This is a genomic window from Candidatus Schekmanbacteria bacterium RIFCSPLOWO2_02_FULL_38_14 (assembly GCA_001790855.1).
Lineage (GTDB): Bacteria > Schekmanbacteria > GWA2-38-11 > GWA2-38-11 > GWA2-38-11 > 2-02-FULL-38-14-A.
In genome coordinates this window covers 297-26,708 of the sequence record MGDH01000035.1, presented here as the reverse complement: position 1 = coordinate 26,708, position 26,412 = coordinate 297, and the positions used below count along the sequence as shown (strand labels likewise).

The following is a 26,412-nucleotide window of genomic DNA, read 5'->3' as shown; positions in this document are numbered from 1 at the left end:
AAAGGATACACCACCTCTATTTACTTTTTACACTCTTTTTGAGTATAGCTCTCAAAAAACCTCAAAAGCCAAAGCAGCTTGGCTCAATAAAAATTCCTGGCAATTCCATTAATGCTTATGTTTCAGGTACCACAGCTTATGTTGTTAATGGAGTGGGGTTTGCAGTTGTTGATGTCAGCAATCCCTCAAGACCAAGGCTTCTTGCAACATACGACACGCCTGGTTCGACTGCAGGAATTTATGTTTCTGGAGCCACAGCTTATGTTACTGCTGGTGGCGCAGGGCTTCAGATAATCGGGCTTCCTTCTAAATATCCTCAGGTAAAAGCTCTTAATCCGGGAAGTGGTTCAGTCGGGAAAAAAGTAATTATAAGGGGAAGTGATTTGGGGAATGAACAGGGCAAAGTATTAATAATAAAGAATGATGTTGAAACTGAATGTGATGTTGTTTCATGGAAAAATACCAGCATAACCGTAACCGTTCCCTCAGGAGCCAAACCCGGCAAAGTAAAAATTTTTGTTGAAACCGCAGACGGCTTCAGAACAGGCGAGGGAAAAATGTTTGTAGTGAAGAAGAAGTAGTAATAATTTCACCCTCCCCTTATTCCCCTCCCATCAAGGGAGGGGATAATTGCCAAGAGAAATCCAACTCAATGGAGGGTATACTCAGACTAAATCCCTCTCCCCTTGCGGGAGAGGGCAAGGGTGAGGGAAAAAATTTTGAACTTTGAACTTTGACATTTGAACTTTTCTTATATTCCGCTTCCGTCAGAGTGGTCAATGTGTATACCGCACTCCTTCTCCCCTGTCTCCCATGGAAATTTCCCTGCCCTTTTGCTTCTTGAAGAAAACACAGGAATATGGCACGGAACACAACCTATCTCCTTGAATACCTCACCATAAGGAGATTTATAATCGTAGAGTTTATTGTAGGGCAATTTCTTCTCTTTGCTATATCTTGCAACCTGTTCCTCTGACCAGTCAAATAGCGGATTAAGTTTTATAATCTTTCTTTCATCCTTATAAACAATCTCTACCTTGCCAGCGTTTATCTGCCTGAATGCAGACTGGTCAGCCCTCAATCCGCTTATCCACACATCAAGCGTCTCAAGCGCCTTTTCATTTGGAATCATCTTTCTTACTTTGCAGCACTCACCACGTCCAAAGCGTGAGTAGTAGGGGAATTGCCCCATTCCTTTGTTTAGTTTTTCAATATCTTCCGCAGAAGGAGAAAATTTTTCAATTTTTATGCCATAAAATTTCTCAACCTCATCAAGAAGCTCATAGGTTTCTTTATAGTGGTTTAAGGTATCAACAAAAAAGATTCTGTAGTCCTTGCTTATTTTTAAACCAAGGTCCATGATAACCATTCCGGTTTTTTGAAGACTTGTCCCTATTGCTGCCCTTTTACCGTAATTTTTAAATGCCCATTCAAGCATCTGCTCAGCAGAAAATTTTTCAAGAAAAGAGTACTCATTTTCTTGTCCTATTTCTCCTGTCTCTGTAACTGCTTCCATAATCACCTCTGCTCTATAACCCTAATTTCTTTCCTTTTATATTCATAATAATATCCTGTTGATTTTGTCAAGTTAATATATATGTTTTAGTTTTATAAATAATATAATAATTTAATTCAATAAGTTACTATATTAATTTATTAGTCAAGTATATCCAGAAACTCCCTTTACGGGCTGTTTCACAATGTCATTCGAATAATGAAAATCCCCCCAGCCCCCCCTTGACAAAGGGGGGTTAAGGGGGGATTAAATCTGCAATCAAACCGTTAGCTTCAATCCGTCATAAGCAAGAAACACATTTTTAGGAAGAACAGAAGATATCTCTTCGTGGTCAATTTCGTGTGAGATGTGCGTCAAATAGCTTTTTTCCGGCTTTACCTTTTCTATAATTTCAACAGCTTCATCAATTGTAAAATGTGTTGGGTGCGGTGTATCGCGCAGAGCCCCAAGCACCAGCACATCAAGTCCTTTCATCTTATCAAGAGTTCTCCTGCTGATATAATTTACGTCTGTAAAATAGGCAAACTTACCTGTCCTGAATCCTGAGACCTCGAAAATACCGTGTTTGCCTTCTAATCTTTCAAAGTGAACGCCGTTAATATCAAACCTGCTGTTTATTACATTTGTTCCAAGAGAAGGAATTCCGCCTCCGGGGATATAATTATTTTCAAAGACATAAGAAAATATTGATTTTATCCCATCAATAGTTTCTTTGCTCCCATAAATAGGTATTGTTTTTCCTGAAAGCTCGTTAAAGCGCCTTAGTTCATCAAGACCGAAGATATGGTCCGCGTGATAGTGTGTATAAAAAACAGCATCCACTCTTTCTATATTGTATTGTAATGACTGTGTTCTTAAATCTATTGATGTGTCTATGAGTATGGAAAACCCGTCTTCCAAACAAAGGTAAGCAGAGGAACGGTTTCGTTTGTTTTTTGGATTCTTTGAGGTGCATACATCACACCTGCATGCAATCTTTGGAATGCCGTGGGATGTGCCAGTTCCAAGAAAAAGTATTTCCATCCTTAAATTTTCCTTTTCCTTTTCAACTCCCCTATCTCAAAAGCTAAATCCTGAAATTTGGAAAGTCCTTTGAGTTCTTCTTTCCCAAGGTCATACTTTATTCTTTTTGAAAGATAGTCATAGCAATACTTAAAAGGGAAATCTGTTGAATCTGATGCTTTCATTGCAATATCTGCCATATCTTTTGTCCCGATAGACTTAGATTTGAGCAGTTTCTCCATTGCAAAATCCAAATCAACTGATTCCCTTGCAGCTATAACAGCAAAGACAAATGGAAGTTCTGTAAATCTCTTCCACTCTTTCCCAAGGTCAACAACATAATGAAAAGATTCTTTTCCATCTATTTTCTTAGGAAATGGATAAGTATGCATAAGGGCTTCATCTCCTATTATAAGCCTTGCATCAGCAATTTTCAGGTTAGCCTTTGTGTCATCAAGAAATTTCACATTTTTTTTATAAAATTTTTTAAAAAGAATTTTCAGTAGCACCACTGATGTTTTTGATTTTTTGTCAAGGACAATAGTTTTAACATTCTTAATTTCTTTTTTTAATAAAAGTATTACACTCTTTACTTCACCATCAGAAGAAATTGAAATATCAGGAACAAGCTTCAAGCTGCTATCTTTAAGAAAATCAATTGATGGTATAAAGGCTATGTCAAGTTTCCCGTCAATAAGCTTCTCAGAAATCTTTGCAGGTGTATCAAAGACAATATCAAAAAAACGCCCTAAATCTTCTCTGAAAAAAGGAATAATAAGTGGCTTTGAATTCAGAAAATCATGACATCCAAACTTCAGCTTTCTTTTTTCAGAACCCATATTCCTTCCATCTTTTTTTAACCAGTTCTGCTATTTCAGGAGTCATTCTGCTTTCTTCAGGCCATTCCCTGTTAAAACCCTCCTCCTTCCATTTCCGTGTGCCGTCAATCCCCATCTTTGAGCCATAGGTAAAAGACCTTGAAGCGTGGTCAAGAGTTTCTGTTGGTCCCATAACAAATTCTGTGTCCCTTTCAGGGTCAATGTTGTTGAGGACCTTCCATGTAAGATTACTCAAATCCCTGATATCAACATCTTCATCAACCACAATTATTGCCTTTGTATACATTGCCTGTCCCATCCCCCAAAGGGCGTGCATCATCTTACGGGCATGACCCGGATAATGTTTTCTTATGGAAACAATCAGGAGATTGTGAAAAACTCCCTCAAACGGCATGTGCATGTCAACAACTTCCGGAAATTGTTTTTTAATCAAAGGAAGAAAAAGTTTTTCGATCACTGCGCCCATATGACAGTCCTCCATCGGAGGCCTTCCAACAATTATGGTTTGATAAATCGGATTCTTTCTATGGGTGATACATGTGAGGTGAAAGACCGGGAAATTTTCAGGCAAAGAATAAAAACCTGTATGGTCACCAAATGGTCCTTCAAGCCTTAACTCATCAGGGTCAACATATCCCTCAAGGACAATTTCAGAATTTGCAGGAACTTCAAGGTCTATGGTCTCGCATTTAACCATCTCAACAGCTTTTTTGCGGATAAATCCTGCCAGAATCATCTCATCAATTAAATCAGGCATTGGTGTTATTGCAGAAAAGGTAACAGCAGGGTCTGTCCCGATGCAGGCGGCAACAGGCATCCTTATCCCTCTTTCCTTGTATTTTCTCATTATTGACGCCCCAACCTTGTGGATGTGCCAGTGCATCCCTGTGGTTTTATCATCATAAATCTGCATGCGGTATATCCCGCAGTTGCGGACTCCTGTCTCAGGGTCTTTCATAAATGCAGTCGCAAGGGTTATGAATTTTCCGGCATCCAGAGGCCAAGATTTCAAAACCGGAAAAATCTTAAGTGAAGGATTTTCCCTTATAATAACTTCTTTGCACGGACCGCTCCTGACTGTTTTTGGGAACCAAGAATTAAGCTCTCTTAATTTTGGAATGAGTTTTATTTTTTCAAGCAGACTCTGAGGGGTTTTTGTCTCAAGAATGTCTGCAACCTCTTCAGCAAGCGCATCTACTGAATTTATCTTAAGAGAGAGATTCATCATCTCTTCTGTTCCAAAGGCATTTATAAGAACAGGCATATCGTATCCCCTGACTTTTTCAAAAAGCAGTGCAGGTCCCAAAGACTTTGATACCCTGTCTGTAATCTCTGTTATCTCAAGCTCACAGTCAACAGACGCTTTTATCCGCTTAAGCAAACCTTTGCCTTCAAGAACCTCAATAAACTCTCTTAAATCCTTGTATGCCATAAAATGTTAGAAAGTTGGAATGTTGTAATGTTTCATGTTAATCCGAAAATAGCCACTTAGTCATTGCGAACGACCAAAGGGAGCGTGACAATCTCAAATCCCCCCTTACCCCCCCTTTGCTAAAGGGGGGGGTAAGGGGGGGGATTGCTTCGTCGCTAAAGCTCCTCGCAATGACACTTTATTAATTTTTGATTTTTGAACTTTTAATTTCACTTCAACCCCTGAACCCTTGAACCCTCGAACCCTTTTTTATACGGTATTTCTATCTCCATCAAATCATAAGCTATGTAGCTATTCTGAAAAACAGATTTTGCCTCCTCAATTAGCAGTCTTGGGTCAGCATATCTGGGACTTATATGGGTTAAAGCCAATTTCTTGACTTCAGCGTTTTTCCCTATTTCTGATGCCTGCATTACTGTGGAATGCCCTCTGAGGTTTGCTTCATCTGCCAGTTCTTCTGCAAACATGCCATCGTGTATTAAAAGGTCTGCACCTGCACTGATTTCTGCAACACTTTTTGCAGGTCTTGTGTCAACTGCATAAACTATTTTTCTTCCCTTTATAGATTCCCCGACAACATCTTTGGAATAAACTATTTTTCCGTCTTCCAGTTTTATATCCTCTCCATTTTTAAGCCTTTTCAAAAGAGGTCCCTCAGGTACTCCTAATGCTCTTGTTTTTTCAACATCAAGAATTCCAGGTTTGTCATTTTCTTCAAAAACAAAGCCAAGGGTAAAGGTAGTATGTTCAAGAAGAAAAAATTTAACTGAATAATCCTCTCCCTTAACCTCTGCCAATATAGTTTTCTCCGAGATTTCCTTAACATTTATCTCATAGCCTGCAAAGAAGTTTAAAATCTTTTTTGTTGTAAAAATATACTGCTTTATTCCGGGAGGACCATAGATGTTAATAGGTCTCTCCCTTGCTGCATGATTAAGAAGCATCAAAATTCCCGGCAGTCCTGTTACATGGTCTCCGTGGAGATGAGATATAAATATGTTCTCAATCCTTCCAATCCTCAGATTTGCTTTTATTAGCTGAATCTGGGTATATTCACCACAGTCAAAAAGCAAAATCTCGCCATCCCTCTGAATTGCTACTGAAGGAAGATTCCTTGAAAGGGTTGGAATTGCGCCGCTTGTACCTAAAAAAATTACCTTCATTTCAGTTATAAGCTATAAGTTGTAAGCTATAAGTTTTGTTATTGAAACTTTGGTTTATATGGAGTAATTATTTGGCTAACAATCCATAGTCAAGAAAAATCTCTTGGGTTTTTGAAGCTTAGTTTTTTTAAAACCACTTATAGCCTATAGCTTATAGCTTACAGCTTTTTTATGGAACAGATTATAACCTACTCAAAAAGCTACACACTCATTTTAACCCATTCCTGCGCAAATCTGTGTCTTTACTGCGGGTTCCGCAAGAAAGATGAAGGGATTATTCTCTTTCCCGAGGCTGAAGAAATCCTGAAAACTGCAAAAGAAAAAGGGCACTGGGAAATTCTGGTGATGTCAGGGGAAAACCCTCAGAAAATCCCGAAAGTCTCAAGACAGTTAAAAACCCTTGGCTATAACAGCTTTGCAGAATATGCAGCCAACATATCCAAGCTGATTTTAAAAAAACATCTGCTTCCACACACAAACATAGGAGTTCTCCCATTTGAAGATTTAAACATATTAAAAAAATACAATGCCTCAATGGGATTAATGCTTGAGAACATAAATTCTGTTTTTGGAAAAGCAGTACACCCTCAAAAAAATATAAAGGAGAGGTTGAGAGTAATAGAGGATGCAGGAAGGCTTCAGATACCATTCACAACAGGAATATTGATTGGCATTGGGGAAAATCAGAAGGACAGGATTAATTCACTGAAGGAAATCATTAACCTCCACAGCAGATATAACCACATACAGGAAATAATCATACAGAATTTTGTTCCAAACACAGGTTCGAAAATAAGAATCTCTGAACAGGTTAAGGAAGAAGAATACAAAGAGCTGTTTGATTTTGTAAGAGACAACTCAGATATTCCTGTCCAGATACCCCAGAATCTCAATATTGATTATTTGAAGATGATTGAACTTGGAGTCTCTGACATTGGTGGAATTTCAGAAGGAAAAGACCATGTAAACCCTGATAGCCCGTGGGAAAACGTTGAGGAAATTTCAAAAAGGCTTTATTCACTCGGACACAAATTGACAGGAAGACTCCCTGTCTATAAAAAATACTATAACCTTGGCTGGTATTCAGAGGAGGTTGGAAAGATAATAGAAAAGTATCTACAAAACGAAGAATTTGATTATTATAAATCCCCCTTTACCCCCCTTTATTAAAGGGGGGCTGGGGGGATTATTTGTCGGGATGGCTTTGGAAGTATTTAAAAGTGCAATTTATAATTGGTATTTTTCTAAATTTATGGTATTATATTTTTAATGGGTATGAAAACATCTTCTAAAAAAAAATAAATCTTTGCCTGATTTTTTTGCTCAGATTTTATGGTCCTATGATTTCACAAAGATCGACCCTGAAAAACAGAAAAAGACCATTATCATCAATGCGATAAACTATGGCGATCTGAGACATTGGCGATGGATAGTTAATTATTATGGCAAAGAAATAATCAAAGAGATATTGGAAAAGGTACCAGCAACTGAAATAAAGCCTCGCACCAGACGTTTAACATCAATTATTTTCTCGGTGAAATATTTTAATTATGCATCCCGAGGTACTCACTGAAAAAGGAAAAGCTTTTTTTTCACCCATCTTTTTCTTGAGCAGCTTATTTATCTGGAGGATGTTGAAGAAGCGGAAATCTTTTTTTTAAAGAAACCAGTATCAAGAACAGAAATAAAAAAGTTTTTTATTGAACAGGTAAAAGAGATTAAATTATAAATAAAATAAATTTTTTATGTTATTATTCCTTCGCAATATAAATCCCTTTTTTTCTGGATTCCCACTTTCGTGGGAATGATGACACAAACGAAACACCGGGGTAAGACCACGGAGAATTAACAAGTTAAAAAAATGTACAAGGAAGTTCTGAGTGTTTGAATTCAGCATGTTAATTTCACATCAGTCCTTTTATCTTTTCCATTATAAGTTGAGTTGTGCTGTTTAATTCGTTTCTGGTAATCTTATTTTTTTTCTCAAATACCATTGGCTTTCCATAGCGGACAGTGATTTTATAGGGTCTTGGAACCAAGTGGTGTTTGGAATATGCTTTAAAATTTCCAATAATGCCGGCAGGAATCACAGGGATTCCAGTTTTTAATGCGATGAATGCAGTCCCTGTTTTTGCCTCTTTCAGTTTCCCGTCATCAGACCTCCCTCCTTCAGGGAAAATGCTGAGGGTGTTCCCTTCTTTCAGATATTCTATTGCCCGCCTCAGCGCCTGATGTCCTGATTCATTATCAGGAACAGGAATACAGGTAATATCTCTGCAGAACCAGTTTAGCACCGGTTTTTTATAGAATGATTGAAGCATCATGAAACCTATTTTTCTTGGCACTGTTGCTGCAATAAAAAGAGCGTCAATGAAGCTTGAGTGGTTTGCAACAATGATAACACCGCCTTTTGCAGGAATATTTTTTGCATTGATGCTTTCAAGGCGAAAATATAATTTAAAAAGAGGAACTCCTATCGCTTTTAATAAATCATACGAAAGAGATGGCAGTTTCATCTAAAAAATAAAATCCTCCATCGTTCAAAAATTGTAGAAACTGTTCTTTATATCTTTCAATACCAGAGAGAATCTGATTCTACACAAACAAAATTCTTTATTCCTATTTGGATGGGTGAGGTTTTCTAACCCTGTCTTTGCCATTTAATTAAGTTATAACAAAAAATATCCTATGACAATATCTTAGTCAATGAATTAGTAAAATATTAAAAATATAGCTGTTAACAATTAAAATTCCCTTGACAATATAAATGATGGGGTGTTTACAATAAAAACAATATGTAAGGGGGAGTAGTAATCTGCTGAAAGCAGGTGTGGAGAGTCGTCAACACGATCAGCCGAAAGGCTGGTCCGGTTCCCACGGTTCTACTGGAACATACGAGACCTTTACCTGTTGAAGACAGGTAAAGGTCTTTTTTTTACCTTGATAAATAATTTCACTGAATTTTTAGTCAAACTAAGGAGGTAAAATGGAATCTACAAAAGGAGCAACATTTTTAGGAATAAATTTGCGTGAAGGAGTTGCCCGTCTAAATTTTATTACCCTCTCTTTTATATCATTTTTTTGTATGACAATGAATATACTTCCCGTAGTACTTCAACCCCTTTTTCTACAGGAAGTTATAGGAATAGACAGACAGCATATAGGAAAAATCAATGCTTCACTTTCTGTGCTTGTAGAGATTACAATTATATTCTTAGTCGGTGGCATAGGAATACTATCTGACAAGATAGGCAGAAGAGGTTTACTCGTTACTGGCTTTATTCTTACCGGAATATCTCTTCTATGTTTTGGTTCATCTCACATAATTGCAGACTTTATAGGAGTTAATAAACCACTTTTACTTGTCTATGTATTCCGGTTTTTTATAGGTTTTTCTATGCTTCTCGTCTGGCCTCAGATACAGTCCTTATTTACTGATTATACTTTTATTGCCGGGCGTGGAAAAGCAATGGCTATAATGGGTTTTATGTTTACAGCAGGCTCTCTATTCTGCTTTTCATTTATTGCTCGGCTCCCTAAGATAATCGGACTCTATAATACTTTTTTACTCTCAATGCTAATAGCAATAGTAGCTTCAGTTATCTCAAGGGCAGGTCTCGTTGAGCTTGTAGACAAGAAGAAAAAAGAAAAAGTAAATTGGAAAGAGGTTTTCAGAATGTTGAAGGAAAGCCCCTGCTTGAAGATAACTTTTGCAACAGCTTTTGCATCACGTGCTGATGTTGTAATATTCGGAATGTTCACAATGGTGTGGGCTATCAAAGTTGCAAAAGAGTTTGGCCGTACTCCAATGCAGGCAATGGGTGAAGCAGGAATTATTGTTGCCATGGCAAGCGTAATAGGGCTGCTCTGTTATCCTATATGGGGTTATCTTGTTGAGAACTGGGGGAAGCTTAAAATTCTCGCTTTGGGACTATTTTTAGCAGGGTCAGGACTTACCCTAATGGTTTTTATAACAAACCCTTTTTCAATCTGGATGAAAGTATGTGTATTTATTTTTGCACTTGGAGTCAATGGCGTAGGTGTTGGTTCATCTACTCTCACTTCTAACATAGCTCCCAGAAATATTATAGGTTCAGTCCTTGGAGGATATCACACTTCTGCCGCCATAGGTATAATGTTTTTCTTGCAGGCAGGGGGATTTCTCTTTGACCTTGTTGCTCACTCAATGCCGTTTGTGCTTACCGGAATTGCTGATTTGCTTGTTGTTGTTTTTATTCTGATGACCTGGAAAAAAGCACATGCTGAAGAAGAAATATATAACCAGAAGAAGTTTCACTAAGGTCAAAGAAAACAAAACAACAGGATTTGTAGCTATAAGGTTGGATGATAAATGAAAAAACTTTATCAGGGAATTCATAAATTTCAGGAATCATACTTTAAGAAAGAAGAGAACTTCTTCAACAGGCTCTCTAAAGGTCAGACACCGGAAGTTCTTTTTATAACATGCGCTGATTCAAGAATAGACCCAAATCTTGTTACCCAGAGTAAGCCAGGGGAACTTTTTATTGTAAGAAATGTTGGGAATATCATCCCTCCATATGATGCTATAAAAGACAAAAACAGTGTTGCAGCAGCGATAGAGTTTGCAGTGTTGGATTTAAAGGTAACTGATATTATCGTGTGTGGACATTCCAACTGTGGGGCAATGCAGGCACTTTATAAAGATAAAAGGGAATTCAACAATATGCCACATCTGAAGGATTGGTTGAAAATAGCTAAGCCTGTAATTAATGCAGTTAATACCTTTTACTCTGCTTCATCCACAAAATCCCGTCTTAGAATTACAGAAGAAGAAAATGTTCTTTTCCAGATAAAAAATATTCAGACATATCCTTTTGTAGATCAATTATTAAAAGAGGGAACTCTTCATTTGCATGGATGGTATTATGAGATTAAAACAGGAAACATATATGCCTACAACCCAGTCACAAATGTTTTTAAAAAAACCTCTTAAATGGAGAACCTGAAAAGAATAAGGAGGAAGTAAATTGTGGAGGACTCTACATTTAAAAAGATATTCGATATTTTTGATAGATAGCTATGACAGTATTTATACTTAAAACTATTAAACAGGCAAAAAAACTTATTATAGCTGTAATTGGTTTTACAGTACTCCTTATTGGACTTACAATGATTGTACTGCCCGGACCTGCATTCATTGTAATACCTCTTGGCCTCGGAATCCTTGCTACAGAGTTTGTCTGGGCAAGAAGAGTTTTGGAAAAAGTAAAAGATAAAGTAAATAACATAAAAGATAAAGTAAGTAACAAAGGAGGGAATAATCATGCCAGTAAAACCGAGTGAAAAAGAAGAAGAATATTTTGCAAGAATGGAGTATGAAAGAAGAAAAACAATTGAAGATGAAAAGGTAAAAAAGTTAGCTGAAGAAGCGCTTCAAAACCCACTGCTTCTAACAAATCTTTCAGTTGAAAATGAGATAGATAAAGAAAAAAAACGATTAAAAAAACTCCATTTTATGCAGTGTCCTAAATGTGGGATGAAGTTAATAGAGATTGATTATAAAGGAATAAAAGTGGATAAATGTTCAGAATGTGAAGGCATATGGCTTGATGCCGGAGAACTTGAGGCTGTATCAAAACTTGAAAAGACAGTTATGGATAAGCTTTTTAGTGTGTTTAAGAAGTAACCTTCTAAGGAGCAATCTGTGGAGTATCTAAAAAAGTTATTACAATTTTTTATTCTGGATTCCCACTAAGGAAATTTTAATGCCAAATCAAGTTCTGTTGTTGATTATATTTAACATTTTAGTACTTGCAATGCTTGTCATAGACCTTGGAGTTTTCCATCGCAAGGCTCATGAGATCAAGCTCAAAGAGGCACTTGCGTGGTGTACGGTCTGGATTACTTTGGCGCTTCTCTTCAATATGGGAATTTACTTCTGGAGAGGTTCGGAGAAGGCGCTTGAATTTCTGACCGGTTATTTAATTGAGTATTCTCTCAGCGTGGACAATATCTTTATTTTTTTACTGATATTTTCCTATTTTCGTGTGCCTTCTCAATATAGTCACAAGGTTCTTTTTTGGGGTATTCTTGGTGCGCTGGTGATGCGGGCGATTTTCATTGCCATAGGTATAACACTGATCCAGAAGTTTCACTGGATTATCTATATTTTTGGAGGCTTTTTGGTTCTGACCGGAATCAAAATGGCTTTGCAGAAAGATAAAGAAATCCATCCGGAACGAAATCCAGTATTAAGGCTCTTCAAAAAATTTATGCCTGTTACTGACAGGTATGAAGAAGATAAGTTTTTTGTTAAGAAAGCGGGAAAGTACTTTGCCACGCCATTATTCATTGTGCTGTTGGTTGTTGAAACGACAGATGTTATCTTTGCCATAGACTCGATTCCTGCCATCCTTGCCATCACAGTAGACCCCTTTATTGTATACACCTCAAATGTATTTGCTATTTTAGGACTAAGGGCACTCTACTTTGCGCTTGCTGGGATTATGCGATTGTTTCACTATCTCCATTATGGTCTTTCTGCCATTCTCGTCTTTATAGGAGTAAAAATGCTTCTTGCCAACATCTATAAAATTCCGATTGAGATTGCTTTAGGTGTGATTGCAAGCATTCTTCTTATTTCCATAATCTCCTCTATTGTTAGACCATTCAAGGCAGAATTTGTTCCAACACCAACCAATCCTTCAGATGAGGAAACAGAGTCAACCCACACATCAAAGCAGGAATCAAAGAAAGATGGCTAAGAATTTCTGTATTTCTCCATCAAATCAACAAACCTTTTAAAAAGATACCTTGAGTCGTGTGGTCCTGGCGAGGCTTCCGGATGGTACTGGACAGAAAACACTGGCAGGTTTTTATGAGCCATTCCCTCCACAGTCTGGTCATTTAAATTGACGTGGGTAAGATATGCATCAGAAATTGAATCAACATCAACTGCAAAGCCGTGGTTCTGCGCTGTTATCTCAATCCTTCCTGATGAGAGTTCCTTTACAGGGTGGTTTGCTCCGTGGTGGCCAAATTTAAGTTTATAAGTCTTTCCGCCAAGGGCAAGCCCCAGAATTTGGTGCCCCAGGCAGATTCCGAAAATCGGTTTTTTACCTAAAAGCCTTTTTGTACTGTTTATCGCATAAGAAACCGCCTCAGGGTCTCCGGGTCCGTTTGACAGGAAAACTCCGTCAGGATTTCTTGCAAGCACATCCTCTGCTCTTGTATTTGCAGGAACAACCTCAACATCACAGCCTGAATCAACAAGCATCCGCAGTATATTATGCTTTATGCCAAAATCATAGGCTACTACTTTATATCTTTGTGGCTTTTTGGTGGAATTTTTCCTGTAACCCTTCTCCAGATCCCATCCTCCTTCATTCCAGGAATAAGGAGAATTTGTTGTAACCTCTTTTACAAAATCCCTCCCTATAAGCCCGGGAGATTTCTTTATTTTTTTTATCAGGCTCTCAACATCAAAATCCAGTGTTGAAATAATTCCCTGCTGCGCTCCCTTGTCACGAATATGCCTTGTTAAAGCCCTTGTGTCTATTCCTTCAATGCCGACTATATCTGCCTTTTTCAAAAACTCTCCAAGGCTTGTTTCAGAGCGGAAATTGCTCGGGTAAAAGCAGTATTCTTTTACAATAAAACCAGAGAGGAAGATTCTGCGGGATTCAACATCTTCATAATTTATGCCATAATTCCCTATTAAAGGGTAGGTCATCAGAACAATCTGCCCCTGATAGGAGGGGTCGGTTAGAATCTCCTGATATCCCATCATGCTGGTATTAAAGACCACCTCTCCTACGGCTTCCCCCTCTGCGCCAAAGGATTTCCCTGCAAAATGCCTTCCGTCTTCAAGACAAATTATTGCATTCATAATATTTGGAAATTATTTAATTACTCCGTAATTGTCAAATTAAATAAATTATACTTTTATGCTTTAAAAATATATCTGATGACACAGATTTAAAAAAGGTTACAGAGACTTTCTCATAATAAATCTAATCTGTGTAATCTCATCTTTAATCGTTGTAATCATCTTTGCAAAAAAATCATTGCAGAAAAAATCTGGTAGATGGTAGTATAAGCTCACAGATGGATTAATAAATTCAAATCAAAGGAAATATTGAAGCAGATGTTAAAAAATAAATGCCAGTTTTTCTCCATACCAATTTTTTGCTTATCTCTTTTTCTGACTGGTTGCATTGACAGGTCAATAATCTACCATGTCCAGAACCACGGCAAAATTTTCCTGACCGGGGAAAATTTTTACGGCAATGAAACCCCGCCCTTTAACCACCCATACAAGATAAGTGATAAAACAATTGCTTCAATGATGTCCTCAATGGAGTGTAACGGGAAAAAAGTATTCTCTGACAAGGAAGTGGAAGAATTTGCTCCCCAGATAAATAAGGCATTCCTGAAAGCTGACTCTAATTCCCTTATAAGCTTCTACATCTCAGAAAATGCAGTGAGAGACATCAGTGGCGGAGAAATCTGGATAAAAGGAGACAAGTGCTACTGGTTTTTCTACCCATCTTCAGAGATTTACCTGCGCTCTCCTGTTACAGATGAAAGGATTGACTGTCTCAACAACAAAAAATACGAAATCAGTATAACCTTGCCTGGTACATAAAAGCCTCAAGCCTTGTCTCACTCCCTGTATCATTTACTCCGTCATATGCTATGTTTAACCACGGAATGTTTCCATAGTCGCCAGAGAGTTTTTTCGAAACAGCCGTTACAATTGTACCCGGCAGGCAGGTAAAAGGTATTATATTTATTATCCCCTTCATTCCGTTTTTAATAAAGTCAATGCTTTTCCCAATACTCAACACTGCCTCTCCGTCAAATGAAGGGTCAAGGTATGGCTTGCTGTATCCCAGAATCTCTTCTGTATCAGGTTCACCCCAGTTTCTTATGAACCCTTTTACAGACTTATAAATTTTATGTTCGTAATATTTCTGAATATTATCTTTTATAATATTCCTCAAATACCCCTTATAGTCTTTCATTCCAAGGTTTCTCTCCTTGTAAACACAGTTTGTGTAAAGAAACCATTCACTCATAGGAGCAACCCAGGCTTCTCCCCCAAGGGATTCTATTTTTTTAACAATGTTCTGATTGCCGTAGCGGTTTGTTCTCATATATATTTCGCCAACTATGCCTATCCGCAGTTTAATGACACTCTTATCAACTGGAATATTTTTGAAAAGCTTTAAAGCCTTTTTCATGGCTTCTATTAAACTCCTTTTTGTTGCAATTGCCTTGCATACAATATCTATTGACTCCCTGTAAACATCATCAGTCTCTCCATTATTTACTTCATACGGCCTTGTTTCCCTTAATGCCTTCTGCATGATATCAATAGCAACTACCCCCTTCCATGCAGCCAAATCAAACCCCTTGCCGAATATCTTGTCAGAGTATGAGTTTTTCGGAGCAAGGGAGTAAACCGGAATATCTTCATAACCGTTCTCATCAAGAAGAAGTCTCTGGAATTTATGATACTGGCCAAACCTGCACGGACCTTCAGCAGAAGGCATAAAAAATGCAATTCTTTCTCTTGGCAACCCGCAATTCTCAATTGTTTTAAACAGGTCTCCTGTTGTAAGGATACACGGATAGCACTCTTTGCCAGAAGTGAACTTTCTGCCAAGAAGAGAAGTCGTTTCATCAGACTCAGGGATTACTTCTGCCATTACATTGTTTGCCTCAAAAGCAGCCTTTATTGCATATGTATGGTCATCCATATTCGGAATGAAAATTATACGGTTTTTCTCGCTCAATGAAGAAAGAATTTTAGAATTTTTCTTTGTCACGGAAAAAGGCTTTTCTCTGTAGTTCTTCAGACTGTCAAGAAATGCCTCGCACCGTGTTATTGCTCCTACATCAGCACTGTGCTCATCTATCTCAAGCTGAAGGAAAGGCTTTCCTTCCATCATATCATGAAAAAAATGTGTAATGAATGAATCAGGACCACACCCAAAGTTTGTGATATAGACTGCAAAAAGCCTCGGGTCTGATTTTATAAGTCTTGCAGCAGAAAGCATCCTCTGTCCTGATTTCCAGTACATATTTGGATGTTCGTCTGTTAAATCCACTGTGTCAAGAGGCAGAAAGTCCATTGGGATTGCAGAGATACCAAGATTCATGAGTTTCTTTGGAATGTCCAGATTTATACCACAGTCATAACCATTATAAGGCCTGCTCACTATTACAAGGGCTTTTTCATTTTTATCAAGCCCTCTGAGGAATTCCTTTCCTTTTTTGTTGGTCTGACAATAAAACTCATTCTGGGCTTTAAAGGCGTAATATATTGCGTTTCTTGCTTGTGCAGCATCAATCCCTATTTCTTTAGCCATCTCAACCATGCTTTCTTCTATATGCTTCTCATCCCTCTGAAAATGAAATACCGGAGACAAAGCCTTTACACCACTTGAGCTGAAATCTACCGCAGCATTCACCATATAGGGAATTGCCTGTATATAGGGACAGGTTTGGTTCTTATCATACTTTGAGTTTCTGACAAACATATTGATAATGCTTGGCAAGAAAAGATAATCAATATCCTTTTCCAAGAGTTCCAGTATATGCCCATGGGCTACTTTGATAGGAAAGCAGGTCTCTGCGGTTACATTCTCAAGACCATTATGGATTATAAGTTTGTTTGTCTGGCTTGAAAGAATGACCTCAAAACCGATTTCATTGAAAAAAGCCTTAAAAAATGGATAAAGCTCATAGATGTAGAGAGTTCTTGGAATCCCGATTTTCCCTCTTATTTTTTTACCGTTCAGAACCTGTGGAGAACCAAAAAGAAGTTCTTCCCTCTCATCAAATAAATCCTTTTTATCAAAAATTCTTTGTGATTTTTTATCTACATCAAACTTTTCGCATCTGCTTCCATAAAAAAGCGGGTTCTCTCCTTCTACAGTTACCATTCTGATTTCACAGAGGTTTACACAGTCCTTGCATTCAAAACTTTTAATCTGGTATTTCCTGGTTCCAACATCAAAGCCTTTAAAACCGGAAGAGGATATATTGTTTTCCATAGCAAGCAGTGCCACTCCAATGGCACCTGTTACATCGTGATGGGGCGGAACTACTATTTTTTTATTGAGAATGGTTTCAAAGGCTGCAACCACACCTGTGTTGGCTGCAACTCCCCCCTGAAAAAATATTCTTTCTCCTATTTTCTTTTTCCCGACAACACGGTTGAGATAATTATATGCAATTGAATAGCTTAATCCTGAAATCAGGTCCTCTCTTGGTATCCCTTTCTGCTGGTGGTGCATCAAATCAGATTCAATGAAAACTGTACACCGCTCTCCCATGCAGACAGGATGCCTTGAACTGAGGGCAATTTTTCCGAATTCTTCCTTTATATTTATTGCTAACCTCTCAGCCTGTTCTTCAATAAATGAGCCGGTCCCGGCAGCACAGACCTTGTTCATCTCAAAATCAACTACCACTCCTTCTGAAATGCTGATATACTTAGAATCTTGTCCGCCTATTTCAAATATGGTATCAACAAGAGGGTCAATATCAGCTGCTGCTTTAGCCTGTGCGGTAATTTCATTTCTTATAACGTCAGCTCCGACAAAATCTCCTATTAAATATCTTCCTGAACCCGTTGTTCCGACTCCTCTGACATTAACATAGCTTCCAATCTCCTCTCCTACCTCTTTCAATCCTTTTCTCACTGCCTCAATAGGCCTGCCTGCAGTCATAAGATACCTTCTTGCAACTACTTTTTTATCTCTGTCTACTGCAACAACATTTGTACTTACAGAGCCAATGTCAATTCCAAGAAATACATCAATCTTATTCCCGTTGTTTGGGAAAATTCCCTTTATATCCTTATCCTCAATATGAGAGTATGAGCTTTGAGTTATTTTTAAAGGTTTGAGTCCTTTTCTTTCTGAATTTTTCTGTCTGTTAATATAACCTTTCAGAACTTCTATCCCTGTAAATGAAAATTCCTTTGGAGGATTTTCGATTAGAATTAATGTGGCTCCAATAGCTCCTGTTATTCCGTAATACTCATGAATAAGAAGCTCTCCCCTTTCAAGCCCGAGCACATCCTCAAAAGCCTTGGCAACTCCCTTGTTTGCTGCAACCCCTCCCTGGAAAGCAATCGGTTTTACAAACTTTTTCCCTTTTGCTATGTTGCTTTTAAAATTCCTTGTAACCGCATAACACAGGCCTGCCACAATATCATAATCAGGTGTTGCAACCTGCTGGAGATGAATCATATCGCTTTTTGCAAATACACTGCATCTTCCGGCAATTCGCGGAGGGTTTTGTGACATCAGCGCCAGATTGGAAAATTCTTCCTCAATCGATATTCCAAGGCGGTGAGCCTGTTGGTCCAGAAACGACCCGGTCCCGGCAGCACACATTGTGTTTGTGGCAAAATCCTTTATATGAATCCTTCCTGTTTCATGAGAAAAATCAAGCAGTATCAGTTTTGAATCCTCTCCTCCCATTTCTATTACGGTCTTTACCTGTGGGTATAAATATTCAGAAGCCTTTGCCTGCGAGATTATTTCATTTGTGAAAGAACCATTAAGAAGGCTTGCAATCAGTTTGCCTCCTGAACCTGTTGTTGCAACTCCGCTTATTCTGTCTCTTGAAGTTTCTTTGAGCAGGTCTTCAAAAATATCAATACAGACCTGAACTGGCTGTCCATGGGTTCGTTGGTAACAGGTTTTAATTATATTTTTATCTGAATCAAGGATGGCAAAATCTACGCTGACAGAACCTACATCAATTCCAATATAAATGCTTTTTCCGGCTCTCTCAAGAGACATAAAAATAATGCCTCCTTTCCAAATAAAGACTACTGCATCACTAAAAACGGCTTATTTCTTTTTTCATTTACTAAAGCAAATTCTAATTGCAATATATTGGACTAATTTTATGACTGGATACCCTGAGGACTAATAAATAACCTTCTTTCCATAACCTGCTAATACCATTGCATATATTGCCTGTCAATACCTTATTTATTCACACCTTAACATTTTTTATAAAAATTATCTTATCCTCTCCGTCACGGTAAAAGTCTTTTATTACTGAGGCAACAGAAAAGTTATTCTTTTTATAGAATTTAATGGCTGACCGATATTTTTCGTCTGATGATGTTTCAATAACAACAAGCCTTCCGTTGCTGTTTATAATTTTATTTTCTGTCTCATGCAAAAGTCTTTTTCCAACTCCGTGTTTCTGAAATTCCTGGTTAACGCAAATCCAGTATAAATCAAAAGTCCCCTGAGTAAGGGGTATGGGACCATAACAGGTATATCCGACAACCCTGTTGTTTTTTTCACAGCAAAGAAACCTGTAGTCATTCTGGCTTGCAAGAGTCGTATATATCATTTCAAGGGCACATTGAATTTCCTCTGAGCTGAAACTGTTTGAAGTTTCTAAAATAGTTTCAATATCCGGAATATCCTTCTTTTCAATTTCTCTTATTATACAACCCATAAAAAATTTTCTTTGGCTTCCTTATTGCTTGCTTTTATACCTCATAAGAGCAATCTCCAAAATTTTCAATATGAGCGTTTCATAACTCATACCGGATGCTTTTGCAATGTTTGAAAAACCGGCATCAGTTGAAAGGTCAGGATTCGGGTTTGCCTCGAGAACATATAACTTCCCGTCATTTGACAAACGCATATCAACTCTTGCATAATCGCTGCATTCCATAGCCCTATAGGTTTTAATGGCTACCTCTTTTATCTCTTCCTCAAGTCCTGAATCAATTTTTGCAGGGCATACCGGAGGAGTTCTCCGAAATGCAATGCTTTCATAATCCCATTTGCTTTCATAAGTACAGATTCTGTTCATTTCCTTAGGTAATCCTGAAAAATCAATCTCTGAAACCGGAAGGACTTCCAACTCAGAATTGCCCATAACAGCCACATTGAATTCACGCCCGTCAATATACTCTTCAACCAATGCAGACTTTTTGTATCTTTCAAAAAAGAGAGAAACCATTTTTTCAATTTCTGAAGCCTCATATATGACAGAGTTGTTCCGTATGCCAACGCTTGCGTCCTCCATCAATGGCTTAATAATCAGCGGAAGAGTAAGTTCCTTTTTTATCTTATTATGAGGAGAAAAAAGCGTCTGGAAGTTGGGGGTTCTTATTCCGTAAAATGTCAGGACCTCCTTGGTTCTTCCCTTGTTAAGACAAGAAGCAAGAGTGAATGAGCCGGAGCCTGTAAATTTAATATTTAGCAGTTCAAAGATTCCTGCAATATTATGCTCCATTGTACTATCCCAGCCAAAACCCTCGCAGAGGTTAAATATAATATCAATATTGCCTTTTGCCAACAGTTCAATCATAGACTTCAGGCTATCAGTAGTATCCATAAGCGTAAACATTATGACCTGATGATTAAAACATTCAAGTGCCTTTCTGACAGAAAAAGCACACTCCTTAACTGCTTCTTCTGAATAATCTTTTTCCAGAGTTTCCTGCTTATCAGAATAGTTATAGAGAACCAGTACATTCATATAAAAAATGCCTATTCTATGTCATTGCGAGGAGCAACAGCGACGTGGCAATCTCAGTTTTAGCTGATAGCTGTCAGTTATTATCGAGATTGCTTCGCTTTGCTCGCAATGACAATCTTGCAAGTTTTTCTATCGCCTGCTAAAACCTGTTAAGATTTGCGACAAATTTATAAATGTACATTTCTGAAATAAATTGTCAAGTGGGTTAGAGGAAAATGGGTAATAATCTTGACAAAATCTATTTATGACTTTATATAAGTAAGTAATTTTGGTTTTAATGCTTTAATAAAAGGAGGTTGAAGGAATTGGCATCAGTTGAAAGAGTAAAACATATATTTCATAAGGCACGCCTCTTCAAAGGAACAACAAGGCGTTATTTTTTATGCAACTTTAATACGAAATATGTGAACCAACAGCTTGCTAAAAGAAGGGGAACATGCCTTCAATGCGGTAAATGCTGTGACTTAAGCATAAAATGCCCTCTTCTCAAAAGAAAAAATGGAGAAATATTTTGCAGGATATACAACCACGGAAGAACAAAAGCCTGTACCTGTTTTCCAATAGATAAAAGAGACCTTGCTGATGTTGACTTTAAATGCGGGTACTATTTCATAAATTAAGCACATAAATCATATCTCAATTTACACAAGAATTCCTCACAAAATCCACAAATAAATTATCAGAATATTTAAAGCTTTTTGTATTGTCATTACAGCAATTCCAATAGGCGGGGTATTCTTACCTGTAGAAACAGACCTTTACAGGCTTACCGAGAATTCCCTTTTGTCATTGCGAGCAAAGCGAAGCAATCTCATTAAAAAGTTGTCAGCTAAAAGATGAGATTGCCACGTCGCTGTCGCTCCTCGCAATGACACCGAATAGGAACTTTTTCAGCAACCTCCAAAAATTTTCTTGACAAAATATATAATATATATGAATAGTTGAACAATTGCTCATATATTATTTTTTTATGGTCAAAAAGAAAAACATATTTTGCGGTTCTCATATTATTGACAGGGATAAGGTTGAAAAGCTGTCAAAGAAGATGCTTGAAGATTCCTTGACCCTTGACCTTGCAGAAACCTTCAAGGCGCTTGGTGACTCAACACGTATAAAAATTTTATATGTCCTGTCAAAAACCGAACTCTGTGTGTGCGATTTATCTACGCTGCTTAATATAAGCTCATCAGCCATATCACACCAGCTAAGGTTTCTCAGGTCACTAAGGCTGGTTAAGCCGAGAAAAAACGGAAGGATAGTCTACTACTCCCTTGATGATGAACATATAGTAAAGCTTTTTAAAGAAGGTTTGGATCACGTCAGGCATAAGTAGTTTTCTATGGAGAAAATCTGATGAAACTTAACATTAAAGTTATAGATTTGCCTGTTCTCTTGCCTGAGAGCAACGGCTGTGAATTATGTATTGAAAGGCTCAGAGAAAAACTGTCAGCGCTGCGCGGTGTAGTTGAACTTGCAATTGAGAAAAACAGCAATAAAATGGAAATAAAATATGACCCGAATTTTATTTCTCTTGAAAAGATAGAGGAAAAAACAAGAGAAATCGGCATACATCTTGAAAAGCAGTATAAACATGAATCTGTGACGCTTGAAGGGCTTGACTGTCCTGACTGCGCATCAAAGCTTGAAAAATCAATCTCGCACCTTGAGGGAGTCGCCTGGGTTTCAGTTAACTATGCATCGGGAAAAATGTGGGTTGAGTTTGAGTCTGAGGTTGTAACCATTTCAGAAATTTCCACCACTATCCAGCATCTCGGATACAGCATAAAAGATATTGGAGAAGAAATCGGAGAGGATAGGTCTATATTCCAGATAAGCGGTATGGACTGCCCTGACTGCGCTTCAAAGCTTGAAAGGAGAATCAGCAAACTCAGAGGGATTAAAGAAACTCTTGTCAATTTTAATTCAGCAGAAATGGTTATACGCCATGAAGCAAGAGATGATATCATAAATGAAGTTATTAAAATTGTTGATGAGGCAGGATACAAGGCAAGACTTAAAACTGTAGCAGACGATTTGATGGACAAACCATCATTCCTTAAAAAAGATAAAAGAAGGCTTCTTACTCTTATCTCAGGAATACTGATCATTTTGGGCTACGGCTCATCTTTGTTCTTTGGTTTTTTTAGTATTCTGTTTTTTGCCCTTTCAATTGCTGTTGGAGGCTTTTATGTGGCACGCAGCGGGTTCTATTCCCTGAAAGCCTTGTCTCTTGATATGAATTTTCTCATGGGTCTTGCCGCAGTTGGCGCTGCAGCTATAGGGGAATGGGAGGAAGGCGCAATGGTAGTGTTTCTCTTCTCTCTTGGCAATACCCTCCAGAGCTACACAATGGACAAAACAAGAAATGCTATAAAAGCGCTAATTGACCTTTCTCCAAAAGAAGCATCCCTGAAACAAAACGGCTCATTAGTCAGGCTGCCTGTATCAAAGATAAAAGTAGATGACGTGATAGTTGTAAAACCCGGGGAAAAAATATCAATGGATGGCGTTGTAATAAGAGGGGAATCATCAGTTAACGAATCTCCGATTACAGGCGAATCTATGCCTGTTGATAAGTATACCGGAGATGAGGTTTATGCAGGAAGCATAAATGAAAGGGGAGCTCTTGAAATAAAAGTTACCAGGCTTTACAAGGACAACACTATTTCAAAAATAATCCATTTAGTTGAAGAAGCACAAGCGCAGAAGGCTCCTTCGCAGGTATTTGTTGATAAATTTGCAAAATATTACACTCCTTTTGTAATTTTGCTGGCAATAGCTGTAACGGCTGTACCGCCACTCTTTCTCGGTGAACCCTTTTCTCCGTGGTTTTACAAGGCGCTGGTACTTCTTGTAATTTCATGCCCCTGTGCCTTGGTCATCTCTACTCCTGTTGCAATTGTATCTGCAATCTGCTCTGCTTCAAAAAATGGTGTCCTGATAAAAGGCGGTGCATTCCTTGAGGAAGCAGGCGCTCTATCTGTCATAGCCTTTGATAAAACCGGAACACTCACAAAGGGACATGCAGAGGTAACAGACATAATTCCTCTGGACAGATATTCAAATAATGAAATCCTTTCCGCAGGAGCATCAATAGAGGAAAAGTCAGAGCATCCTGTTGCAAGAACAATTGTAAAACACGCAAAGAAAATATCTGTCAGGATTGAAAAAGCCGATGAGTTTCTCTCCCATCCCGGCAAAGGAGCTCAGGCAAAAATAAAAGGTGAGACTTTCTTTATTGGAAACCTCAGATTCATAAAAGAGCTTGACATCCCTCTTAACGGCTCTCTTGAAAAAATCAAGGACCTCCAGTTTCAGGGAAAAACTGCTTTAATTGTCGCAAAGAAAGACAAAGTAATGGGATTAATAGCGCTTGCTGATAAAGCAAGGGATATAAGCAAAAATGCCCTGAAAGAAATTAAGAATGTTGGAGTTAAGAAAATAGTGATGCTTACTGGAGACAATGAAAATACTGCAAAAGCCATTGCCAGCGAGTTGAATGTAGACGAATATGAAGCAGAACTGCTACCACAGGACAAGGTGAGCGTCATCAAAAGTCTTATCAGCAGATATGGCAAGGTTGGAATGGTTGGAGACGGAGTAAATGATGCTCCGGCGCTTGCAACAGCGTCAGTTGGATTTTCAATGGGAGTTGCCGGAACAGATATAGCCCTTGAAACTGCTGATATCGCACTTATGGCTGATGATTTGTCAAAGCTGAGTTATACTATACAGCTGAGCAGGAAGACTCTTGGAATTATAAAAAGTAATATTGTTCTTTCCCTGATTGTAAAAGCGGTTTTTATTGGAATGACATTCGCAGGCTTAGCCAATCTCTGGATGGCTGTAATTGCAGATACAGGAACATCTCTTGTTGTCATAGCAAATGGAATGAGGCTTCTAAGGTTTGGGGAAAAAGAAGAAGAAGGTGCCAGGCATGAGCACGTCCACGAAGGGGATTGCTGTGATGGTAACCATGACCATGACGAACACGAACATCACGAGCATACCGAAGGAAGTAACTGCTGCGGCAAGCATTAGCATTAAAGTTTAATATTGACAGGTTTAAGAAGCCTGTTTCTGCTCATTGTAGAAACAGACCTGAACAGGGTGACTGAGAATGGTCATTGCGAGGAGCAAGATTCCTTCGCCTGTCATTGCGAGCGATAGCGAAGCAATCTCATTGGCTCGGAACAGGCTCCGCAATCTCAGAATCCATTTGAAAATAATGAGATTGCCACGCTCCCGGAGTTTACCCTGAGCATGTCGAAGGGGTCGCTCGCAATGACAAAAGGGAATTCTCGGTCAGCCTGTGAACAGGCTGTAATCCCAAGTGGTAAAGGACATTAAAACAACACAATGGAAATCAATATCCCCACTGGAATTATATAAAACAACTCTACATTAAAATATATAAGAACCGCAGAAGCAATGGTCATCACAAGAGTCTTCAAATCAACTATGGCTTCCTTGCCAAAATAATAAACCATCAGCCCAAGCATTCCAACAAAAGATGAGAGTATCCCTTTTACCATTGGCTGAAAAAATCTAAAATTCCTAAAGCGTTCATACTGAAGGGAAAGAAACATCAGAAGAGCAAAGCTTGGAGCAAACATGGCAATTGTAGCCAACACAGCTCCAGCCAATCCATAAACCTTATATCCAATAAAGGTTGCAGTTATCATAATCGGTCCCGGAGTAATCTGACCCATTGCAATTCCATCTATGAACTCCTTTGTACTCACCCATCCGTATTTATCTACAACTTCAGCCTGAAAAAGAGGCAAGCTTGAATATGCGCCTCCAAATGCAACAACATTTATCTTCATTAAAACAAAACACAGTTTTGATGTGACAGGAGAAATATATTTTATACACCAGAAGAAAATCAATACCACTACAAAGCCGGCAATAATGGAGGCTGATAAAAAAAATTTATTTTTCTTGCCATCAATGCTTTCAGAAATAAGCTGTTTTTGTTCTTTGTTGGTTGTCTCTTTTGAATAATAAAAAAAAATCCCAATAACGGCAGAAATGAAAATTACCCAGAGTATGTTTACCTTGTAGAAAAACAACCAGAATGCCAGCAGCGACAGCAAAAACCCCTTCCAGTTATCAACGGCTGACCTTCCAATATTAAGAGTTGCATTAACTATAATGCCTACCACTATAGCTCTCATGCCAATGAAAGCTGTCTGGAAAATATCAATATTCCTCAATGAAAAATAAGCTGATGAGAGAACGAGCATTAAAAGAAAAGCAGGGAAAGTAAAAGCAAAAGCCGCAGCTACAGCACCTTTAATCCCTCTCAGCTTATATCCCACATACGAAGCAGCCTGAAAAGCAGTAGCTCCGGGTATTATCTGGCAGAGAGCTATTCCCTCCAAAAACTCTTTCTCTGAAATCCATTTTTTTTCTCCAACAGCCATATCTTTGATATTGGCTACCATGGCAGGTCCGCCATAAGCGGTTGCACCAAGTTTTAAGAAAGAAAAGAAGATCTCTTTTAGACTGACATTTCTTTCTATTGACTCACCCTTTACAATCAAAATCTTACCTTCATAAAAAATGCTCTGAGATGAAAAACGCACACTAAAGTGTGCGGCTACATTAATTATATCATTGTAGCCGCAGGCTTTAGCCTGCGAAAAATTTTCCCCAAATTTTATTTATATTATTAGAACTCTTAAAACCACAATAAATATTTCTCTTGAAAAGAAAACAATTTGCTTTATAAATTAATATTATGAAATTTAAAGGCTATACAGGCAAACTCCTCTGGGTTAATTTATCTAAAAATGAAGTATCTGTAAAGGAGCTGAATTCAAGAGATGCAGATTTATTCATCGGGGGAAGCGGCATCGGAGCAAAGATTCTGAGGGATGAAACGGATTCACACACTGGCCCACTCTCGCCTCAAAACTTACTAATTTTTATGACCGG

The 26,412-nt window shown here is 38.2% G+C and carries 24 protein-coding genes (1 of these 24 cut by a window edge); 13 read left to right on the top strand and 11 right to left on the bottom strand.

Annotated features, from left to right (window positions below; translation table 11 throughout):
- Positions 1-38: 38 nt before the first annotated feature.
- The gene (locus A3H37_04390) at positions 39-581 is read left to right on the top strand and encodes a hypothetical protein (GenBank protein ID OGL48684.1); all 543 of its coding nucleotides are present in this window, start codon (positions 39-41) and stop codon (positions 579-581) included.
- A gap of 170 nt (positions 582-751) precedes the next feature.
- On the opposite strand, the gene A3H37_04385 is transcribed toward A3H37_04390, so the two are convergent.
- The 5 genes from A3H37_04385 to A3H37_04365 form a co-directional block, all read right to left on the bottom strand.
- Positions 752-1,516 carry a hypothetical protein gene (locus A3H37_04385; protein OGL48683.1) on the bottom strand — a complete coding sequence of 255 codons (765 nt, stop codon included), beginning with the start codon at positions 1,514-1,516 and terminating at the stop codon, positions 752-754.
- 258 nt (positions 1,517-1,774) lie between these two features.
- Positions 1,775-2,539, bottom strand: coding sequence for an MBL fold metallo-hydrolase (locus tag A3H37_04380; protein ID OGL48682.1), 765 nt, complete (start codon positions 2,537-2,539; stop codon positions 1,775-1,777).
- Positions 2,540-2,541: 2 nt separating this feature from the next.
- Entirely contained in the window at positions 2,542-3,357 is an 816-nt protein-coding gene (locus A3H37_04375) for a hypothetical protein (GenBank protein ID OGL48681.1), read from the bottom strand.
- On the bottom strand, positions 3,347-4,789 hold the full coding sequence (locus A3H37_04370) for a menaquinone biosynthesis decarboxylase (GenBank protein OGL48680.1): 1,443 nt from the start codon (positions 4,787-4,789) through the stop codon (positions 3,347-3,349). Before A3H37_04370 ends, A3H37_04375 begins: the two co-directional genes overlap by 11 nt.
- Positions 4,790-4,998: 209 nt before the next feature.
- Entirely contained in the window at positions 4,999-5,952 is a 954-nt protein-coding gene (locus A3H37_04365; GenBank protein OGL48679.1) for a ribonuclease Z, read from the bottom strand.
- Between the two features lie 171 nt (positions 5,953-6,123).
- Here A3H37_04365 and A3H37_04360 point away from each other — a divergent pair, with 171 nt between their 5' ends.
- The gene (locus A3H37_04360; GenBank protein OGL48678.1) at positions 6,124-7,122 is read left to right on the top strand and encodes a 7,8-didemethyl-8-hydroxy-5-deazariboflavin synthase subunit CofG; all 999 of its coding nucleotides are present in this window, start codon (positions 6,124-6,126) and stop codon (positions 7,120-7,122) included.
- A 136-nt stretch (positions 7,123-7,258) separates the two neighbouring features.
- Positions 7,259-7,525, top strand: coding sequence for a hypothetical protein (locus A3H37_04355; GenBank protein ID OGL48677.1), 267 nt, complete (start codon positions 7,259-7,261; stop codon positions 7,523-7,525).
- 331 nt (positions 7,526-7,856) lie between these two features.
- Here the strand turns inward: A3H37_04355 and A3H37_04350 are convergent, their stop codons facing one another.
- Positions 7,857-8,468, bottom strand: coding sequence for a hypothetical protein (locus A3H37_04350; GenBank protein ID OGL48676.1), 612 nt, complete (start codon positions 8,466-8,468; stop codon positions 7,857-7,859).
- 470 nt (positions 8,469-8,938) lie between these two features.
- Here A3H37_04350 and A3H37_04345 point away from each other — a divergent pair, with 470 nt between their 5' ends.
- The 5 genes from A3H37_04345 to A3H37_04325 all read left to right on the top strand — a co-directional run bounded on the left by A3H37_04345 (position 8,939) and on the right by A3H37_04325 (position 12,698).
- Positions 8,939-10,252 carry a hypothetical protein gene (locus A3H37_04345; protein ID OGL48675.1) on the top strand — a complete coding sequence of 438 codons (1,314 nt, stop codon included), beginning with the start codon at positions 8,939-8,941 and terminating at the stop codon, positions 10,250-10,252.
- A gap of 51 nt (positions 10,253-10,303) precedes the next feature.
- Positions 10,304-10,927: a hypothetical protein gene (locus A3H37_04340; protein OGL48674.1), complete on the top strand. Its 624-nt coding sequence runs from the start codon at positions 10,304-10,306 to the stop codon at positions 10,925-10,927.
- 86 nt (positions 10,928-11,013) lie between these two features.
- A complete protein-coding gene (locus A3H37_04335; GenBank protein OGL48673.1) occupies positions 11,014-11,277 on the top strand; it encodes a hypothetical protein in 264 nt (87 codons plus the stop codon).
- Positions 11,258-11,620: a hypothetical protein gene (locus A3H37_04330; protein ID OGL48672.1), complete on the top strand. Its 363-nt coding sequence runs from the start codon at positions 11,258-11,260 to the stop codon at positions 11,618-11,620. Before A3H37_04335 ends, A3H37_04330 begins: the two co-directional genes overlap by 20 nt.
- Before the next feature lie 79 nt (positions 11,621-11,699).
- Positions 11,700-12,698, top strand: coding sequence for a hypothetical protein (locus A3H37_04325; GenBank protein OGL48671.1), 999 nt, complete (start codon positions 11,700-11,702; stop codon positions 12,696-12,698).
- On the opposite strand, the gene A3H37_04320 is transcribed toward A3H37_04325, so the two are convergent.
- Positions 12,695-13,822 carry a carbamoyl phosphate synthase small subunit gene (locus tag A3H37_04320; GenBank protein OGL48670.1) on the bottom strand — a complete coding sequence of 376 codons (1,128 nt, stop codon included), beginning with the start codon at positions 13,820-13,822 and terminating at the stop codon, positions 12,695-12,697. The genes A3H37_04325 and A3H37_04320 overlap by 4 nt on opposite strands.
- Positions 13,823-14,080: 258 nt before the next feature.
- On the opposite strand from A3H37_04320, the gene A3H37_04315 reads away from it, so the two are divergent.
- A complete protein-coding gene (locus tag A3H37_04315) occupies positions 14,081-14,581 on the top strand; it encodes a hypothetical protein (protein ID OGL48669.1) in 501 nt (166 codons plus the stop codon).
- Here the strand turns inward: A3H37_04315 and A3H37_04310 are convergent.
- The 3 genes from A3H37_04310 to A3H37_04300 form a co-directional block, all read right to left on the bottom strand.
- Positions 14,556-18,758, bottom strand: coding sequence for a hypothetical protein (locus A3H37_04310; protein OGL48668.1), 4,203 nt, complete (start codon positions 18,756-18,758; stop codon positions 14,556-14,558). The two genes, A3H37_04315 and A3H37_04310, sit on opposite strands and share 26 nt — an antisense overlap.
- A gap of 199 nt (positions 18,759-18,957) precedes the next feature.
- A complete protein-coding gene (locus tag A3H37_04305) occupies positions 18,958-19,425 on the bottom strand; it encodes a hypothetical protein (protein OGL48687.1) in 468 nt (155 codons plus the stop codon).
- Positions 19,426-19,455: 30 nt separating this feature from the next.
- The gene (locus A3H37_04300) at positions 19,456-20,469 is read right to left on the bottom strand and encodes a hypothetical protein (GenBank protein OGL48667.1); all 1,014 of its coding nucleotides are present in this window, start codon (positions 20,467-20,469) and stop codon (positions 19,456-19,458) included.
- 332 nt (positions 20,470-20,801) lie between these two features.
- On the opposite strand from A3H37_04300, the gene A3H37_04295 reads away from it, so the two are divergent.
- The 3 genes from A3H37_04295 (at position 20,802) to A3H37_04285 (ending at position 24,510) form a co-directional block, all read left to right on the top strand.
- Positions 20,802-21,089: a hypothetical protein gene (locus A3H37_04295; GenBank protein ID OGL48686.1), complete on the top strand. Its 288-nt coding sequence runs from the start codon at positions 20,802-20,804 to the stop codon at positions 21,087-21,089.
- Between the two features lie 350 nt (positions 21,090-21,439).
- A complete protein-coding gene (locus A3H37_04290) occupies positions 21,440-21,802 on the top strand; it encodes a transcriptional regulator (protein OGL48666.1) in 363 nt (120 codons plus the stop codon).
- A gap of 20 nt (positions 21,803-21,822) precedes the next feature.
- Positions 21,823-24,510 (top strand): hypothetical protein, encoded by a 2,688-nt coding sequence (locus A3H37_04285; GenBank protein OGL48665.1) that lies wholly within the window; start codon positions 21,823-21,825, stop codon positions 24,508-24,510.
- 305 nt (positions 24,511-24,815) lie between these two features.
- On the opposite strand, the gene A3H37_04280 is transcribed toward A3H37_04285, so the two are convergent.
- Complete coding sequence (locus tag A3H37_04280) at positions 24,816-25,997, bottom strand: hypothetical protein (GenBank protein OGL48685.1); 1,182 nt, start codon at positions 25,995-25,997, stop codon at positions 24,816-24,818.
- 218 nt (positions 25,998-26,215) lie between these two features.
- Here A3H37_04280 and A3H37_04275 point away from each other — a divergent pair, with 218 nt between their 5' ends.
- Positions 26,216-26,412: the 5' portion of a hypothetical protein gene (locus A3H37_04275; protein OGL48664.1), read on the top strand. It continues 55 nt past the right edge of the window; the window shows 197 of its 252 coding nt (coding positions 1-197); it begins with the start codon at positions 26,216-26,218; its stop codon lies off the right edge, out of view.

Excerpts from the sequence above, each read along its gene's own strand:
- A3H37_04385 (OGL48683.1), bottom strand. The coding sequence starts at position 1,516 with ATGGAAGCAGTTACAGAGACAGGAGAAATAGGACAAGAAAATGAGTAC.
- A3H37_04380 (OGL48682.1), bottom strand. The coding sequence starts at position 2,539 with ATGGAAATACTTTTTCTTGGAACTGGCACATCCCACGGCATTCCAAAG.
- A3H37_04375 (OGL48681.1), bottom strand. The coding sequence starts at position 3,357 with ATGGGTTCTGAAAAAAGAAAGCTGAAGTTTGGATGTCATGATTTTCTG.
- A3H37_04370 (OGL48680.1), bottom strand. The coding sequence starts at position 4,789 with ATGGCATACAAGGATTTAAGAGAGTTTATTGAGGTTCTTGAAGGCAAA.
- A3H37_04365 (OGL48679.1), bottom strand. The coding sequence starts at position 5,952 with ATGAAGGTAATTTTTTTAGGTACAAGCGGCGCAATTCCAACCCTTTCA.
- A3H37_04360 (OGL48678.1), top strand. The coding sequence starts at position 6,124 with ATGGAACAGATTATAACCTACTCAAAAAGCTACACACTCATTTTAACC.
- A3H37_04350 (OGL48676.1), bottom strand. The coding sequence starts at position 8,468 with ATGAAACTGCCATCTCTTTCGTATGATTTATTAAAAGCGATAGGAGTT.
- A3H37_04345 (OGL48675.1), top strand. The coding sequence starts at position 8,939 with ATGGAATCTACAAAAGGAGCAACATTTTTAGGAATAAATTTGCGTGAA.
- A3H37_04340 (OGL48674.1), top strand. The coding sequence starts at position 10,304 with ATGAAAAAACTTTATCAGGGAATTCATAAATTTCAGGAATCATACTTT.
- A3H37_04335 (OGL48673.1), top strand. The coding sequence starts at position 11,014 with ATGACAGTATTTATACTTAAAACTATTAAACAGGCAAAAAAACTTATT.
- A3H37_04330 (OGL48672.1), top strand. The coding sequence starts at position 11,258 with ATGCCAGTAAAACCGAGTGAAAAAGAAGAAGAATATTTTGCAAGAATG.
- A3H37_04325 (OGL48671.1), top strand. The coding sequence starts at position 11,700 with ATGCCAAATCAAGTTCTGTTGTTGATTATATTTAACATTTTAGTACTT.
- A3H37_04320 (OGL48670.1), bottom strand. The coding sequence starts at position 13,822 with ATGAATGCAATAATTTGTCTTGAAGACGGAAGGCATTTTGCAGGGAAA.
- A3H37_04315 (OGL48669.1), top strand. The coding sequence starts at position 14,081 with ATGTTAAAAAATAAATGCCAGTTTTTCTCCATACCAATTTTTTGCTTA.
- A3H37_04310 (OGL48668.1), bottom strand. The coding sequence starts at position 18,758 with ATGTCTCTTGAGAGAGCCGGAAAAAGCATTTATATTGGAATTGATGTA.
- A3H37_04300 (OGL48667.1), bottom strand. The coding sequence starts at position 20,469 with ATGAATGTACTGGTTCTCTATAACTATTCTGATAAGCAGGAAACTCTG.
- A3H37_04290 (OGL48666.1), top strand. The coding sequence starts at position 21,440 with ATGGTCAAAAAGAAAAACATATTTTGCGGTTCTCATATTATTGACAGG.
- A3H37_04285 (OGL48665.1), top strand. The coding sequence starts at position 21,823 with ATGAAACTTAACATTAAAGTTATAGATTTGCCTGTTCTCTTGCCTGAG.